The sequence below is a fragment of the Mesorhizobium sp. WSM4844 genome, from assembly GCF_055811775.1.
In genome coordinates this window covers 26,164-42,006 of the sequence record NZ_JBVVQB010000012.1, presented here as the reverse complement: position 1 = coordinate 42,006, position 15,843 = coordinate 26,164, and the positions used below count along the sequence as shown (strand labels likewise).

Annotated in this window: 13 protein-coding genes; 11 read left to right on the top strand and 2 right to left on the bottom strand. The window is 64.4% G+C overall.

Going from position 1 to position 15,843, the window contains the following annotated elements; all coding sequences use genetic code 11:
• Positions 1–42: 42 nt before the first annotated feature.
• The 3 genes from AC0L2A_RS12430 to AC0L2A_RS12420 all read left to right on the top strand — a co-directional run bounded on the left by AC0L2A_RS12430 (position 43) and on the right by AC0L2A_RS12420 (position 4,402).
• On the top strand, positions 43–1,149 hold the full coding sequence (locus AC0L2A_RS12430; protein ID WP_473609050.1) for a mandelate racemase/muconate lactonizing enzyme family protein: 1,107 nt from the start codon (positions 43–45) through the stop codon (positions 1,147–1,149).
• A 354-nt stretch (positions 1,150–1,503) separates the two neighbouring features.
• Complete coding sequence (locus AC0L2A_RS12425) at positions 1,504–2,826, top strand: NAD(P)H-dependent oxidoreductase (protein ID WP_473609049.1); 1,323 nt, start codon at positions 1,504–1,506, stop codon at positions 2,824–2,826.
• A 19-nt stretch (positions 2,827–2,845) separates the two neighbouring features.
• Positions 2,846–4,402: a xylulokinase gene (locus AC0L2A_RS12420; RefSeq protein WP_473609048.1), complete on the top strand. Its 1,557-nt coding sequence runs from the start codon at positions 2,846–2,848 to the stop codon at positions 4,400–4,402.
• Here AC0L2A_RS12420 and AC0L2A_RS12415 read toward each other — a convergent pair.
• A complete protein-coding gene (locus AC0L2A_RS12415) occupies positions 4,399–5,361 on the bottom strand; it encodes a sugar-binding transcriptional regulator (protein ID WP_128171974.1) in 963 nt (320 codons plus the stop codon). The two genes, AC0L2A_RS12420 and AC0L2A_RS12415, sit on opposite strands and share 4 nt — an antisense overlap.
• Before the next feature lie 433 nt (positions 5,362–5,794).
• On the opposite strand from AC0L2A_RS12415, the gene AC0L2A_RS12410 reads away from it, so the two are divergent.
• From AC0L2A_RS12410 to AC0L2A_RS12390, 5 genes are all read left to right on the top strand, one after another.
• On the top strand, positions 5,795–6,805 hold the full coding sequence (locus tag AC0L2A_RS12410; RefSeq protein ID WP_128171973.1) for an ABC transporter permease: 1,011 nt from the start codon (positions 5,795–5,797) through the stop codon (positions 6,803–6,805).
• A gap of 151 nt (positions 6,806–6,956) precedes the next feature.
• Positions 6,957–7,895: a sugar ABC transporter substrate-binding protein gene (locus AC0L2A_RS12405; RefSeq protein WP_023799461.1), complete on the top strand. Its 939-nt coding sequence runs from the start codon at positions 6,957–6,959 to the stop codon at positions 7,893–7,895.
• A 34-nt stretch (positions 7,896–7,929) separates the two neighbouring features.
• Positions 7,930–9,438 carry a sugar ABC transporter ATP-binding protein gene (locus AC0L2A_RS12400; protein WP_473609046.1) on the top strand — a complete coding sequence of 503 codons (1,509 nt, stop codon included), beginning with the start codon at positions 7,930–7,932 and terminating at the stop codon, positions 9,436–9,438.
• 134 nt (positions 9,439–9,572) lie between these two features.
• The gene (locus tag AC0L2A_RS12395; RefSeq protein WP_473584486.1) at positions 9,573–10,337 is read left to right on the top strand and encodes an SDR family oxidoreductase; all 765 of its coding nucleotides are present in this window, start codon (positions 9,573–9,575) and stop codon (positions 10,335–10,337) included.
• An 8-nt stretch (positions 10,338–10,345) separates the two neighbouring features.
• Positions 10,346–11,131 (top strand): SDR family oxidoreductase, encoded by a 786-nt coding sequence (locus tag AC0L2A_RS12390; RefSeq protein ID WP_236369998.1) that lies wholly within the window; start codon positions 10,346–10,348, stop codon positions 11,129–11,131.
• Between the two features lie 315 nt (positions 11,132–11,446).
• Here the strand turns inward: AC0L2A_RS12390 and AC0L2A_RS12385 are convergent, their stop codons facing one another.
• On the bottom strand, positions 11,447–11,569 hold the full coding sequence (locus AC0L2A_RS12385; RefSeq protein WP_268931792.1) for a hypothetical protein: 123 nt from the start codon (positions 11,567–11,569) through the stop codon (positions 11,447–11,449).
• Positions 11,570–11,652: 83 nt separating this feature from the next.
• Here AC0L2A_RS12385 and AC0L2A_RS12380 point away from each other — a divergent pair, with 83 nt between their 5' ends.
• The 3 genes from AC0L2A_RS12380 (at position 11,653) to AC0L2A_RS12370 (ending at position 15,770) form a co-directional block, all read left to right on the top strand.
• On the top strand, positions 11,653–12,630 hold the full coding sequence (locus tag AC0L2A_RS12380; RefSeq protein WP_473609045.1) for an ABC transporter substrate-binding protein: 978 nt from the start codon (positions 11,653–11,655) through the stop codon (positions 12,628–12,630).
• 75 nt (positions 12,631–12,705) lie between these two features.
• Entirely contained in the window at positions 12,706–13,791 is a 1,086-nt protein-coding gene (locus AC0L2A_RS12375; RefSeq protein ID WP_287363213.1) for a quaternary amine ABC transporter ATP-binding protein, read from the top strand.
• Complete coding sequence (locus AC0L2A_RS12370) at positions 13,788–15,770, top strand: ABC transporter permease (RefSeq protein ID WP_473609043.1); 1,983 nt, start codon at positions 13,788–13,790, stop codon at positions 15,768–15,770. The genes AC0L2A_RS12375 and AC0L2A_RS12370 overlap by 4 nt, the downstream gene beginning before the upstream one ends.
• The last annotated feature ends 73 nt before the right edge of the window (positions 15,771–15,843 follow it).

The following is a 15,843-nucleotide window of genomic DNA, read 5'->3' as shown; positions in this document are numbered from 1 at the left end:
GTTGGCGGCTTCGTCAGGGCGTCACAGCGACGGACAGAAAAATTGCGGATCAAAACCATCAAGGCCTACCATGTCGTGCAGCCCTTTGTGGACGGGCCCTACCGCATGTCCAAGGGGCGTGTCGCCGCCGCGTTCGACGCGGTGATCGTCGCAATCACCTCCGACAGCGGGCTGACCGGCTGGGGCGAGATGGCGCCGCTCGGCAATTTCTACTCGCCGGCATTCGCGGCCGGCACTCGCGCCGGCGTCATCGAAATTGCGCCGCATCTGCTCGGCCACGATCCTCGCGCCTTGGTCAGTATCGGCAGGCTGATGGACACGGTGTTCAAGGGCCACCCCTACATCAAGTCGGCGCTCGACATGGCCTGCTCGGATCTCGCGGCACGCGCCGCCGAGGTGCCGCTGGTGACGCTGCTCGGCGGGCGCGAGAGCGAGACGGCGGAACTCTACAAGGTCGTCACCCATGGCACCGTCGACGCGATGGCCGCACTGGCCAAGCGCATCGTCAAGGACGGGTTTCACCGGCTGCAGGTCAAGGTCGGCGGCAACGTCCATGACGACATCGAGCGCGTCACCGCGGTCGCCGCTTCGGTGCCGAGGGGCACCGTCATCTTCTGCGACGCCAATGCCGGCTGGACGCCCTATCAGGCGCGCCAGTTCGCTGACGCGACGCGCGCCATCGACTACACGTTCGAGCAGCCCTGCACCACGATCGACGAATGCATGTCGGTGCGCCGCTCGCTCGACAAGCCGATGGTGCTCGATGAATCCGTCACCTCGCTGGACGACATGCTCGACATCCACCGCAAGGGGGCGGCCGACGGGCTGACGCTGAAAATCTCGCGGCTCGGCGGCGTGACCAGGACGCGCCAGATCCGCGACCTTGCCGTCGACCTGGGCTTCATGATCACCGTCGAGGACACCGGCGGCGCCGAGATCGACACGTCAGCCATGGCGCATCTGTCGCTGTCGACGCCGGAGGAGCGCCGGCTGCACGCCATTGCCTTCCACGAATGGGTGACGGTGCGCACTGCATCGAACAAGCCGCCGGTTTCGGGCAGCCGCATGGGCATTCCGGACGGGCCGGGCCTCGGCATCGACGTTGTTCCCGACCTGCTTGGCGCGCCCTTCTTCGAGGTCGGCAGCTGATAGACTGGCATGCGCCAGCATTCCGGCTGTGGCGCTCTCTGTTGCGCGGCTTCGTCGCTGGCGATAGGCGCAGCGGCAGCTGAGCAGCCATGAAATCAGTTTTTTCGTCGCACTCGCTTGCTTGCGAGAAGGGATGTCACGGTCGTCGCCGCCTGCCTCCCAAGAGATCACCGCCTTCTGCGCCCCTCACTGACCGCGCTGCCAAGCCGCAAGCCAAGGCTTGCACAAATTAAATCACAGAATGTTTGCGGGACGGCTGCCGAATTGCCGGTTGAAATATTTTTCATTTGGAAATAGGAATGTTCAAAATGATGACTTCGACGCTGCGGCGCGTCAGGAACTGGAGGAAGCGACATGGCCCATCCGCAATTTGCAGCGGAACTTTTGCAGCGCGCTGAACAGCAAGGACCGATCACCATCGGGCTTGCCGGCGCCGGGCAGATGGGCACCGACATCGTCGTCCAGGTCGCGCTGATGCCGGGCATGCGGATCGGCGCCATTTCCGAGGTCAGGCCGCAGGCGGCGATCGATGCGGCGCTGCTCGCCGGCCACGACCGCTCGGATATCGTGCAGGCCGGCAATGCGGCGGCGATCGACCGCGCCATCGAGGCCGGCAAGATCGCGGTGACCGAAGATTTGCATGCGTTGGCTGCGGCCGGCCGCATCGACGTCATCATCGACGCGACAGGAAATCCCAACATCGGCACGCTGTTCGCGCTTGAAGTGATGAAGAACGGCAAGCATATCGTCATGCTCAACGTCGAGGCCGACATCACCATCGGCCGCTTCCTCAAGGAGGAGGCGCGCAAGGCCGGCGTCGTCTATACCGGTGCGGCCGGCGACGAGCCGGCCTGCACGCTGGAGATCATCGGCTTTGCCAGGAGCCTCGGCTTCAACATCATCGCCGCCGGAAAGGGCAAGAACAATCCGCTGAAGATCGATGCCATGCCGGCCGACTACGAGAAGGAGGCGGCCGAGCGCAACATGAATGCGCGCATGCTGGTCGAGTTCGTCGACGGCTCGAAGACGGCGATCGAGATGGTGGCGATCGCCAACGCCACCGGCCTGGTGCCCGACGTGCCGGGCATGCACGGCCCGACCGCGACGCTGGAGGAACTCGCCGGCGTGCTTTGCCCGCGCGAGGATGGCGGCGTGCTGCACCGCAAGGGCGTCGTCGACTATTCGATCGGCAAGGGCGTGGCGCCCGGCGTGTTCTGCATCATCGAGACCAGGCATCCGCGCGTGCTGGAGCGCATGATCGACCTCAAGGTCGGCAAGGGCCCGTATTTCACAATCTTCCGCCCCTATCATTTGACCAGCCTGGAAGTGCCGCTGTCGGCGGCGCGCGCCGTGGTCTACAAGCGCGCCGACATGGAGCCGCTCGACCATCCGGTCGCCGAGGCGGTGGCGGTTGCCAAGAGCGAGCTTGCCCCTGGCCAGTCGCTCGGCATGATCGGCGAGAACGACTATCGCGGCTTCGCCATGACCTGGGAGGACGCGCGCGCCCGCGGCGTCCTGCCGCTCGGCCTCGCCGAACGCGCCAAGGTGGTCAAGCCGGTCAAGACAGGCGATTTCCTCACCTATGAAAATTGTGTACCCGACGATTCGATGGTGATAACCCAGATCCGCCGTCGTCTCGACCAGTCGGACGGACGGTTCGTTACGAACGCCGCCTGATCCGCTGGATTCCCGCCTGATGGACGATGTCGTAATCGGGATCGACGCCTCGACCACGGCCGTGAAAGCGATTGCCTTCACGCGCGACGGCAAGGAGCTGTTCCAGGCGCGCGAAGCCTATCCGCTTTCAAATCCCAGGCCCGGCCATTTCGAGCAGGATGCCGAACATTGGTGGACCGCGCTGCTCGGCGCCTTGAAGCAGGTCGCTGAGGCGGTTGGCGCTGCCCGGGTGGCGGCGATCGCCATCGCCCACCAGCGCGAGACATTCACGCTGATTGATCATGCCGGCAAGCCGCTTATTCCGGCGATCCTGTGGCTGGACGAGCGGGCGCGCCCGCAAGTCATCAGGCTTTCGGCGGAGCTCGGCCGCGAGACGATCCGCGACTGGAGCGGCAAACCGCCGGACCCGACGCCCGCGCTCTATGCGATCGCCTGGCTTGCCGAGCACCAGCCGCAAACGCTTGATGACGCGGCCGCACTCGTCGACGTGCACGGCTTCTTCGTCCACCGGCTGACCGGAAGTCTGGTCACCAGCACGGCAAGTGCGGATCCGCTCGGGCTGCTCGACGTCAAGAATGGCACTTGGCGTCCTGAGCTCGTCGCGGCCACAGGACTGCGCCCGGACCAGTTGCCGCGACTGGTCGCGCCCGGCGCGATCTGTGGCGGGCTTGGCGAAAGCGTGGCCCGGCTGATCGGGTTGAAGGCTGGCACGCCTGTTGTCGCCGGCGCCGGCGACGGCCAGGCGATGGGCCTCGGCATGGGCGTCTATGGCGAAGGCAAAAACTATCTTTCGCTCGGCTCGGGCATCGTCAGCGGCTGTTACTCCCATGGGATCACGACGTCGGACGCGTTTCGAACGCTGGTCTCGCCGACCGGCTCGGGCTTCATGCTGGAGACCGTGCTGCGCTCGGGCATGCAACTGGTCGACTGGATCGTTCGCACCACCGGCTCGCCGTCGGCTGCAGCGCTGGAGAAAGCAGCAGTCGACGTTGCCGCCGGCAGCGAGGGCCTGCTCGTCATGCCGTATTGGGCCGGTGTGATGAGTCCCTATTGGGACGGCGCGGCGCGCGGCGCCATTGTCGGCCTGTCGCTCGACCATGAGCCGAAGCACCTTTTTCGAGCGGCTCTGGAAGGCATCGCCTTCGAGCAGGCCATCGCCAGCGAGGCAATGGAAACGCAAGCAGCGGAAACTCGGGCGGCGGAAACCCAAGCGGCGCAAACGCAGGCGGCGGAAACTCTGACCGGCGGCAAACCGGCGGCGATGATCGCCGCCGGCGGCGGCACCAACTGCGCCCTGCTGATGCGGATCATGGCAAGCGTGCTCGAGCGGCCGCTCTCCGTCTCGCCGGTCAACGAAGCTGCAGCGCTTGGCGCCGCCATGCTGGCGGCTTCCGCTATCGGATGGTTTGCCTCGCCTGAAACGGCGGCTGAGGCGATGGCCGCGCCGCCGACCAGGCATGTCGACCCCGTCAACGGGCTGGTCTCCGGTTACCGTGCGCGCAAGGCAATCTACCGCGACCTCTATTCTGCGACGCGCGACATCCATGTGCGGCTTGGTGAGGTCGGGCAGGTTTAGCGGTTGAGCAGGCCCTTGGCGGCGTCCTCGTCGGTGATCAGAACCGATATCCTCGTGTTGGCAAGCGCCGCCCGCATGATGGCGATTTTTTCCTGCCCTCCCGAGACCAGGATGATGGCCGGGATGTCCGACAGGTCCTGCAGCGGATAGGCGCAGACCCGGCGGTTGACCTCATGGTCGACGAGCCGGCCGTCGGCGTCGATGAAATGGCATAAAATATCGCCAACTGCGCCGGCCGCCTGAAGCTCTTCGAGTTCGCTGGGCTTGATGAAGCCGTAATTGGCGATCGGGCTGTCAGTGGAAAACGATCCGACGCTGAGCACGGCGATGTTTGCCCGGCGCGCGCGAAAGACGACGTCCTGAACGCTGCGCTGGCTCATGAAGGCTTCGCGCTGCTCCGGCCTGTCGGCATAGACCGGCACCGGCAGCAGAAAGCACTCGGCGCCGATCTTTTCGGCGAATTCCCAGGCGCTTTCGGTCGGGTTGAGCGGCTGGGCATGGGTGAGGCCGCCCAGCATGGAAACCACCGTCGTCCTGGCGATCGGCCGCCGCGGCAATTCATTGATGGCGAACTTCAGCGTGCGCCCCCAGCCCAGCGCGATGACATCGCCGGCATTCACATTGTCGGCCAGATAGGCGCCCGCGGCATGGCCGATCATCAGCGGCGCGTTGCTTCGGTCGGCGGCCGACGGCACCACAACGGCCTGGCTGAGCCCAAAACGCTGCTTCAGAGCCTCTTCCAGCACCAAGCATTCGACGACGCTGTCACGGATACGGAATTGGACGACGCCCTCCTCACGCGCGGCGGACAGGATGCGATGCACCTTGATGCGGCCGATGCCGAGGATCTCCGAAATCCTCTCCTGCGTCAGACCCTCGATATAATAGTGCCACGCGGCACGCGCCTTCAGCTCGGCATCCGGGAAGCGCGAGGCCTTGTCATTCTCTGTCATCGCCATCTTTTTGCCCTCCCGCGGTCGTCCGAATCCTTAAATGCCATTCAAATGGCGTTATCCGACCAAGCGACGCGAAATCGTTCTGCGTGCCCGGGATTCGAGATTCAGGACATCGACAGGATACCTCTACAACGTGAGTGAAAGCCAAAATGGTCAACATTTACTTCGTCTTGGCCGTCCTGCCCTGCTCTAGCAGCCGACATGAATCCGCAGGATGAGACCGGACCTGAAAACGCGGCATTTCATGCCCTTTCGTACGGCAAACCGGCTGGCGGCGCAAACCGGCGTGGAATGATGCGGCGGGCCTTGACAATTTTCCGACGAACAGTTTAGCTGAACAAAATTGCATATCAAAGATAAATTGTTCACAGGGAGGTGCCTAGTGAACAAGAGTGAGCCGACGACGCATCGCCGGAGCGCTGATGGAGGAGACAAAATGGCTGTGAGCAACGGTGCAAGCGAGTTGAAGGCCGGCCCAAATGCACAGGCCGCGGCGGGCGCGAAGCTTTCGGCCCTGTTCGCCGGAACCATGGGACCGCTAATCGGGCTGGTGCTGCTGTGCCTTGCGCTGTCGCTGACCACCGACACGTTTCTGACTGTCCGCAACATCCTCAACGTGCTCGACCAGGTCACCGTGCTCGGCATCATGGCGATCGGCATGACGCTGGTCATCCTGATCGGTGGCATCGACCTGTCCGTCGGTTCCGTGCTGGCGCTCGCCGCCATGGTGATGGGCTTCGTCGCCCATCCCGACCACCTCAATCTCGGCATGCCTGCCGGCATCGTCACAGCGCTTGTCGTTGCTGGGCTTTGCGGGCTGGTTTCAGGCCTGCTCGTGACCGTCACCAGACTGCCGCCCTTCATCGCCACGCTGGCGATGATGTCGGTGGCCCGCGGTCTCGCCAACATGATCACCGACGGCTCGCAGATCATCGGCTTCCCCGACTGGTTCACCAGCCTGTCGATCATCCGCCATTTCGGCTTCCTGTCGGTCACCGTCGGCTTGATGATCGTTCTGGCCATCATCTTCGCGATCTTCCTGAACTATCGCGCGACCGGCCGCAGCCTCTACGCGATCGGCGGCAGCGCCGAGGTCGCCAGGCTGTCCGGCATACCGGTCAAGTCGCTGACCAACTGGGTCTACGCCGTCTGCGGCGTTCTGGCGGGGCTCGCCGGCATCGTGCTTGCGGCACGGCTTGATTCCGTCCAGCCGAGTTCCGGCTTCGGCTACGAGCTGGACACGATCGCGGCGGTGGTGATCGGCGGCGCCAGCCTGTCGGGCGGCGTCGGCTCGATCGGCGGCACCGCCATCGGCGTGCTCATCATCGGCGTGCTGCGCAACGGGCTGAACCTGCTCGGCGTGTCGCCCTTCATCCAGCAGGTGGTGATCGGCGTGGTGATCGCGCTGGCGGTGGCCACGGATACATGGCGGCGCAGAGCTCAATGAAGACTGGCGCGCAATGAAGAGTGGGGCGCATTAAAGAATTCACCCGGATGTCCGGGCGAACACGGATCGGTGATCCGAAACTGGGAGTTGTTCGGCCAAGGGGCGCCGTGATGCGCCGGCAGGACAGATTGAACATCAACGGAGGAAACACATGCTGACCAAACGTTCATTGCTGCTTGCTGCCGCAGCCGTCATTCCGCTGCTCGGACTGTCCGAGATGGCCTCGGCCAAGGAGGCCAAGAAGCTTGGTCTCGCAGTCGCCAACCTGCAGGCCGATTTCTTCAACCAGATCAAGCAGTCCGTCGAGGCCTATGGCAAGGAAAAGGGCATCGAGATCGTCACCGTCGACGCCAAGGGCGATTCGGCGACCCAGGTCAGCCAGGTGCAGGACCTGATCACGCAAAACATCGATGCGCTGATCTACATCCCGGCCGGCGCCACCGCCGCCACCGTGCCGACCAAGACTGCCAAAGCCGCCGGCATCCCGGTCATCAATGTCGACCGCAACGCCGAGGGCGCACCCGGCGACACCTTCATCGCCACCAACAGCGTCGCATCGGCCAAGGCGGTTTGCGACTACATCGCCAAGCAGGCCGGCGGCAAGGGCGAGTTGATCATCATCCATGGCCAGAAAGGCACGACGCCCGAGGTCGACCGGTCGAAGGGCTGCGGCGAAGCGCTGAGCGCCTATCCCGACATCAAGGTGGTCGGCGAGCTGTGGAGCGAAGGCTGGCACCAGGACGAGGGCTTCAAGCTGACGCAGGACCTGCTGCAGTCGCATCCCGACGTGTCGATCGTCATCGGCCAGGCCGATGCGCTGGCGCTCGGTGCGGCGCAGGCGGTCAAGGTCGCCAATCCCGGCCACAAGGTCTGGATCGCCGGTTTCGACGGCGACGTGGCGGCGCTCAAGGCACTGAAAGGCGGCGTCTTCGACGTGACTGCGACACAGCAGACGCAAGGCATGGGCCGGCTTGCCGTCGATGCGGCGATCAAGCTGGTGGCCGGCGAAACCGTTCCCGCAGAACAGCTGCAGGATGCGACGCTGACCACCAAGGACAATGTCGACCAGTTCATCGCTAAGCATCCCTGATCCCAAAAGAGTCCGGTAGTTGATGAGCGGAACGATGTCCTTGGATCCCAGCCATACGCAGACCCCGCATCTGGGGCTCTTCGTCAGCGGCCTCTGCAAGAGCTACGGGCCGGTGCAGGTCCTGGCCGATGCGAGCTTCGAGGTGCGGCCGGGAGAGGTCGTGGCGCTGCTTGGAGAAAATGGCGCCGGCAAGTCCACCGTTTCGAACATCATCGCCGGGTCGACCAAACCCGATGCCGGCAGCATCACATGGCGGGGGAAGCCGTTTTCCCCCGCCTCTCCCGCCGCGGCCATCGACGCCGGCGTCGGCATGATCCACCAGGAACTGAAGCTGCTGCCGGACCTGTCGGTCGCCGAGAACGTCTATGTCGGGCGCCTGCTGATGCGCGGTGGCCGCATCGACCGCGCGGCTATGAATGCGCGGGCATCGGCCCAACTGAAGCGGCTCGGCCTCGATGTCTCGCCGGAACGCAAGGTGGGCACGCTGCGCATCGCCGCCCAGCAGCAGGTCGAGATCGCCAAGGCGCTGACGCTCAATGCCGAGCTTCTGATCTTCGACGAACCGACAGCGGCACTTGGCAGCGAGGAAACGGAGCTGTTGTTCAAGCAAATCCGCAAGCTCAAGGCGGAAGGCATGTCCTTCATCTATATCAGCCACCGGCTGGACGAGGTCGCTGCGATCGCCGACCGCGTCGTGGTGATGCGCGACGGGCGCATTGTCGCCCGCCACGAGCGCGCCGACGTTCCGGTGCGCACGATAGTCGAGCAGATGGTAGGCCGCAGCGTCGAGCGGATGTTCCCGCCGCTGTCGGAGCCGGGCAGCGAGGCGTTGCTCGAGGTCGACAACCTGTCCTCGCCGGAACGCAGTTTTCAGAATGTCAGCTTTTCGGTAAGGGCCGGCGAAATCCTTGGCATCGCCGGGCTGATCGGCGCCGGCCGCACCGAGCTGGTGCGGGCGATTGCCGGCGCCGATCCGATTTCCTCGGGGTCGGTGCGTATCGCCGGCAAACCGGTGCACCTCACTGGCCCGGCGGCGGCGATCAAGGCCGGCGTCGTGCTGGTGCCGGAAGACCGCAAGGCGCAAGGCGTGGTGCTCGACCAGACCATCGGCGAGAATCTGGCGATCGGCAATTTCGACCATGTCGCGCCGAATGGCTGGGTGTTCCCCAAGGCGGTGCAGAAATTCGCCGAGGCCGGCATCGGCCGGCTCGGCGTCAAGGGCCGGCCTAACCAGGCGATCAGCAAGCTTTCCGGCGGCAACCAGCAGAAGGTGATCATCGCCAAATGGATCTCACGGCCGCCCAAGGTGTTCATCCTGGACGAGCCGACACGCGGCATCGACGTCGGCGCCCGCGCCGCGATCTACGATGTCATCGCAGAACTTGCCCGCTCCGGCATGGCGGTGGTGGTGGTGAGCTCCGACCTCGAGGAAGTGCTCGGCCTGTCGCATCGCGTGCTGGTGCTGAGCCGTGGCCGCCAGCGTGGCATTCTCGACCGCAGCGAAGCAAGCAACGTCGCCGTCATGGAGCTCGCCACAAGCTGAGGGCGACATAAAGGATCGGAATAGAGCGCAGCAGGTGGTATCCTCCCAGGCACCGGACCGCGCGGGGCGCCAGTCAGGACTGGCGCCCCTTCCTCCCCAGGGCAGCGCCGGCGGCTCAACAGGAAAACATTTCGATGAAACTATTCGATCTTCATGGCGACGTTGCTCTCGTCACCGGCGCCGGTAGCGGCATCGGGCAGGCGATCGCCATCGGTCTGGCCGAGGCCGGTGCGGATATCGCCTGTTTCGGCCATGCCTCGAAGGGCGGGCTGGACGAGACCGCGCACAGGATCTCGGCGCTCGGCCGCAAGGCACTGGTGCTGACCGGCACAGTGACCTCAGAGGCCGATTTGGCAGCGGCGACCGAACGCACGGAGAAGGAACTCGGCGCGCTGACCATCGCCGTCAACAATGCCGGCGTCGCCGGGGCCGAGCCGGCCGAGACGCTGTCGCTGGAGAAATGGCAGAAGCTCTACGACGTCAATGTCAGCGGCGTGTTCCTGTCCTGCCAGGCCGAAGCGCGCGTAATGCTGACGCGGCGCAAGGGCTCGATCATCAATATCGCCTCGATGTCGGGCTCGATCGTCAATCGCGGCCTGACCCAGGCGCACTATAATTCGTCGAAGGCCGCCGTCATCCACATGTCGAGGAGTCTCGCCATGGAATGGGCCGATCGCGGCCTGCGCGTCAACGTCGTCAGCCCCGGCTACACGCTGACGCCGATGAACAAGCGGCCGGAGGTCGCCGACCAGGTCAGGATCTTCGAGCGCGACACGCCGATGGGGCGCATGGCGGCGCCGGAAGAGATGGTCGGCCCGACCGTGTTCCTGGCCAGCCGCGCCTCGAGTTTCGTAACCGGCATCGACCTGATCGTCGATGGCGGCTTCGTCTGCTGGTAGGAGAGAACATGCAGAAGCGGTTCGAGGGAAAGACGGCGGTCATCACCGGCGCCAGCGGCGGCATTGGCGCGGCCATGGCCAGGCGCTTCGCGGCTGAGGGTGCTGCTGTCGTCGTCAGCGCCATCGACCCGCGCGTCGACGAGGTCGCCGCCGGACTGAAGGCGGAGGGGGCCAAGGTCGCATCGCTGCGTATGGACGTGACCAGGAAGGACGAGGTCGCCGCCCTCTACGATCTGGCCGAACAGCAGTTCGGCCGCGTCGACATCTCCGTGCAGAATGCCGGCGTCATCACTATCGCCAGGATCGAGGCGATGACCGAGGCCGAATGGGACAAGGTGATGGCGGTCAACACCAAGGGCGTGTTCCTGTGCTGCCAGGAGGCGATCGCGCGCATCCGCAAGCATGGCGACGGCGGCCGGCTGATCAACACCGCATCCGGCCAGGCGCGCCAGGGCTTCATCTACACACCGCATTATGCCGCCTCGAAATTCGGCGTCGTCGGCATCACCCAGAGCCTCGCCAAGGAAGTGGCCAAGGAGAAGATCACCGTCAACGCGATCTGCCCCGGCATCATCGACACCGACATGTGGGCCTACAACGACGCCGCATGGGGCAGACTGATGGGCGACTACAAGCCCGGCGAGTTGATGGCAGAATGGGTGAAGAACATCCCGATGGGCCGCGCCGGCAGCGGCGAGGATGTTTCCGGCCTGGTCAGCTTTCTGGCCAGCAACGACGCCGCCTACATCACCGGCCAGACGATCAATGTCGATGGCGGCCTGATCATGTCGTGAGGCGCCACCGCTTCTTGCCTTCTCCCCTTGTGGGAGAAGGTGGATCGGCGCGCAGCGCCGAGACGGATGAGGGGTGTTGGCCGGAGTGCTGTTAGTGCCAAGCTGGAGCACCCCTCATCCGACCTCGCTTCGCGAGGCCACCTTCTCCCACAAGGGGAGAAGGAAGAGGCGCATTAGCCATTGCGCGACATGAATGTTGGTATATATAATTTCATCTCATGAAAATGGCTTCGGCGACTGCCGAGAGCCGACAGCATGGGACCTTGATGGCTCGCAAGCTTGAGGGCGCCGCAAGAGCGGCGATCGATCTGCGGATCACTGCTTCGGCAGCACGGCAGCCATGACGCGGTCGCACGACCTCTTCATCGAATTGGGCATCATTCCCGTCTGCGCCGACTTCAGTGCCGACAGCAATTTGCTGCCAATGGACTTGCGCAACGACCAGCTTTTCCAACACAATCAAAAAGACGCAAGAAGGGAACGAACGATAACTTCCACCAGAGCTTGACAGGAGCACAGGCATGTCACTTCGGAGTTTGATTTCGAGATTATCAATGGGAGCCTTAACACTTGCCGCGGCAAGTGCACTGACGCCTTCGGCCCAAGCGGCGGCGCCAGAATCGAACGACCCTATCAAGATCGCGCTGTTCGACTGGACCAGCGTCAATCTGAACGCAAAGATCCTCGGCGGCATTCTTGAAAAGCTGGGATACACGGTCGAGTATCCGACCGCCGATTATCTCTCCAGCCTGACCACCGGCCTTACCAATGGCGATCTGGCTGTCGCCATGGAATTCTGGGACACGACGGCCGGCGAAGCCATGAAGGCCTCGGATGCGACCGGGCAGACCGAACGCCTCGGCCCGCTCGGGCCCAAGGCCAAGGAGGAATGGTGGTATCCCGAATACATGAAGGAGAAATGCCCGGGCCTGCCGAACTGGGAGGCGCTGAAGGACCCGAAATGCGCCGAGGCCTTCTCGACCGCCGAAACGGCGCCGAACGGCCGCTATCTCGGCGGCCCGGTGACATGGGAAGGTTTTGACGACGAGCGTGCCGCGGCGCTGAAGCTGCCCTTCACTGTCATCCATGCCGGCACCGATGCGGCGATGTTCGCCGAGTTGGATTCGGCCTATCAGCGCAAGGCGCCGATCATGCTGTGGGTCTATTCGCCGCATTGGGCGCCGGCCAAATACAAGGGCGAATGGGTCGAATTCCCCGACTATACGCCGGAATGCTACAACGACCCGAAATGGGGCGTGAACCCCGAGGCAAAATATGACTGCGGCAAGCCTCATGGCGAGATCTGGAAATATTCCTGGGCGGGCATGAAGGACAAATGGCCGGTCGCCTACAAGGTCGCGAAGAACTACACGATCGACACCGACGAGCTCAACAAGATGAGCGGCCAGATCGATCTCGAAGGCAAGACGCCCGAAGACGTCGCCGCCGCCTGGATCGCCGCCCACGAAGCCGACTGGAAAGCCTGGGCGGCCGAGTGATCGTTCCAACTGGAAACTGCGAGACCCGGTCATTCATGGCCGGGTCTCTATCCCATATTCCAGAAGGACGACTGCATGGCCGACACGACTGAACAGGTGCTGCAAGCGGCAGGCACGCCGAAGGATGCCCGCCCGATAAAGCTCGCCTGCCGCAATGTCTGGAAGCTGTTCGGCGCGAACGCGGCCAATTTCATCCGCCAGCGCGACGGCAAGGCCAGCATGGCGGAGGTCGCCGCGGCCGGGCTGGTCGGCGCGGTGCGCGCCGTCGACCTCGAAATCCGCCAGGGCGAGATCTTCATCATCATGGGGCTTTCGGGCTCGGGGAAGTCGACGCTGGTGCGCTGCATGTCGCGGCTGGTCGAGCCGACGCATGGCAAGGTCGAGTTCGAGGGCAAGGATCTCCTCAAAATCTCCGATGCCGCGCTGATCGAGCTGCGGCGCCACCGCATGGGCATGGTGTTCCAGAATTTCGCCCTGCTGCCGCATCTGAATGTGCTGGAGAACATCGCCTTTCCACTGGGCATCCAAGGGCAGGACCGGCCGACGCGCGAGAAGCGCGCGCGCGAAGTGATCGAGCTTGTCGGCCTGCGCGGCCGCGAGCATTTCTATCCGCGTGAGCTTTCCGGCGGCCAGCAGCAGCGTGTCGGCATCGCCCGCAGCCTCGCCACCAAGCCGGAAATCTGGTTTCTCGACGAGCCGTTTTCGGCGCTCGATCCGCTGATCCGCCGCGAGATGCAGGACGAATTGATGCGGCTGCAGACCATGCTGCACAAGACCATCGTCTTCATCACCCATGATTTCGACGAGGCCATCCGGCTGGCCGACCGCATCGCCATCATGAAGGACGGCGAGGTCATCCAGATCGGCACCCCGGAACAGCTGGTGGTCAACCCGGCGACCGACTATGTCGCCGAGTTCACTCGCGACGTCGACCGCGCCAAGGTGATCTCGGCGCGAAGCCTGATGCGCGCCTGCGCTGGCGCCGAGCATGGCGGCGTGGTCGCGCCGGATGCCAAGATATCGAGTTTTTCGGCTGATATCGTTTCGGCCGGCAAGCCGTTCGCCGTCGTCAACGGCACCGGCAAGCCGATCGGCGAAGTCACGCCGCAAGCGGTGATCGATCTTCTGGCCGGCATCGAGCGTTCCGGGGCCAACGCATGACGGTGACGGCAAGCGCCAGCGAGGCGAGATCGCGGCCGGTTCAGCTCTGGCTGGTGGTCTGGGCCTGCGCCCTTGCTGCCGTGCTTGCCGTGTTCCTGCTGCAGGACAGGCTGCCCTGGGCGGTCAATTATCCGGCCGGCGCAATCATTCCGGTCGCCGACTGGGTCAGCGCGCTGATGAGCCTGATGAAGTCGAACTTTTCCTGGCTGACGCGGTCGATCACCGCGGCGCTCGGCGTGCCGCTCGATTTTGCGCTCGGTCTGCTCGCCAAGAATTTCAAGATCGGCCATGGCGCCGACATGCTCGTCTTGCCGCGCCTGTCCTGGGTCGGCGTCTGCGTCGCCGCATTCCTGGCCGGGCGTGCCGCCGGTGGCTGGAAGCTCGGCGCGCTGGTCGGCGGCTGTTTCCTCTACATCGCGCTGTTCGGCCAGTGGACCAGCGCCATGCTGACGCTCGGGCTGATCTCTATCGCCGTGCCGTTCTGCATCGTCACCGGATTGTTCGTCGGCATCTGGGCGTGGCGCAAGCCATGGGCGGAGAGGCTGCTGATCTCCCCTGCCCTCGACCTGATGCAGACCATCCCGACCTTCGCCTATCTGATCCCGATGCTTCTTCTGTTCGGCAACAGTCCGGTTTCGGCGATGATCGCGACGGCCATTTTCGCGACGCCGCCGATGGTGCGCGCGACGATGCTGGGGCTGTCGCGGGTGCCGTCCGAGATCGACGATTTCAGCGAGATGGCCGGCTGCACGGCGCGCCAGAAACTGTGGCGCGTGCTGCTGCCTTCGGCGCGTCCGACATTGATGGTCGGTGTCAACCAGGTCATCATGCTGGCGCTCAACATGGTGATCATCGCTTCGATGATCGGCGCCGGCGGCCTCGGCTACGATGTGCTTTTGGCGCTGCGCGCGCTGAAGGTCGGCGAGGCGATGGAAGCCGGCCTTGCCATCGTGGCGCTGGCCATCGCGCTCGACCGGCTGAGCCAGGCGATCGCGCGCAATCACGCGAAGGGCCATGTCTATCAGGAGGTCAGCCCGAGCTTCTGGCGGCGCTACCCCAATCTGACGCTGGCCGTCGCCATCCTTGCCGTCACGACACTGCTTGGCCTGTTCGTTCCGGCCTTCGCTGCGGTGCCGAAGGCGATCACCTTCACCACCGCGCCGCTGTGGAAGACAGCGGTGAGCTGGATCACGATCAACTTCTTCGACACGATCGAAGCGTTCCGCGTGGCGCTGATCCTCAATGTGCTGAACCCGGTGCGCGCCTTTTGCGAGGGCTTCCCGTGGCTGGGCGCGGTGTTCCTGCTCGGCCTTGCCGGCTACCAGCTCGGCGGCCTGCGCCTCGCCGCCCTGGTCGCGGCGCTGACCGTCTTTTGCGCGGTGACCGGCCTCTGGGAAAAGACCATGGCGACGGTCTACCTGTGCGGCATCTCGGCCTTCATCGCCTGCCTGATCGGCATTCCGATCGGGCTGATGGCATCGCGCAGCGACCGTGTCGAGAAGATCGTCACTCCGATCATCGACACGCTGCAGGTGCTGCCGTCGTTCTGCTTCATCATTCCGGTGGTGATGCTATTTCGCGTCGGCGACGTGACGGCGATGATTGCGACTGTCGCCTTCGCCGTGGTGCCGGCCATCCGCTACACCAATCACGGCCTCCGCCAGGTGCCGCCGGCGCTGATCGAGGCGGCAAAGGTGTCGGGCTGCACCAGGCGCCAGACGTTCCTGCGCGTGCAGCTGCCGCTGGCGCTGCCTGAGATCATGCTCGGCGTCAACCAGACGATCCTGATGGCGCTGGCGATGATCATCATCTGCGCCATGGTCGGCACCCGCGATCTCGGCCAGGAGGTGTTCATCGCGCTGTCCAAGGCCGATTCCGGCCGCGGCATCGTCGCGGGCCTCGCCATCGCCTTCATCGGCATCGTCGCCGACCGGCTGTTCAACGCCTGGACGGCCAAGGCGCGGGCAAGGCTGGGATAGCCAGAGATAGAGGGGGCGCGCGCCGCGAAACGTCGGCTTCCAGAAGCTGTCCTTGGCAAGCTGATCGCAAAAA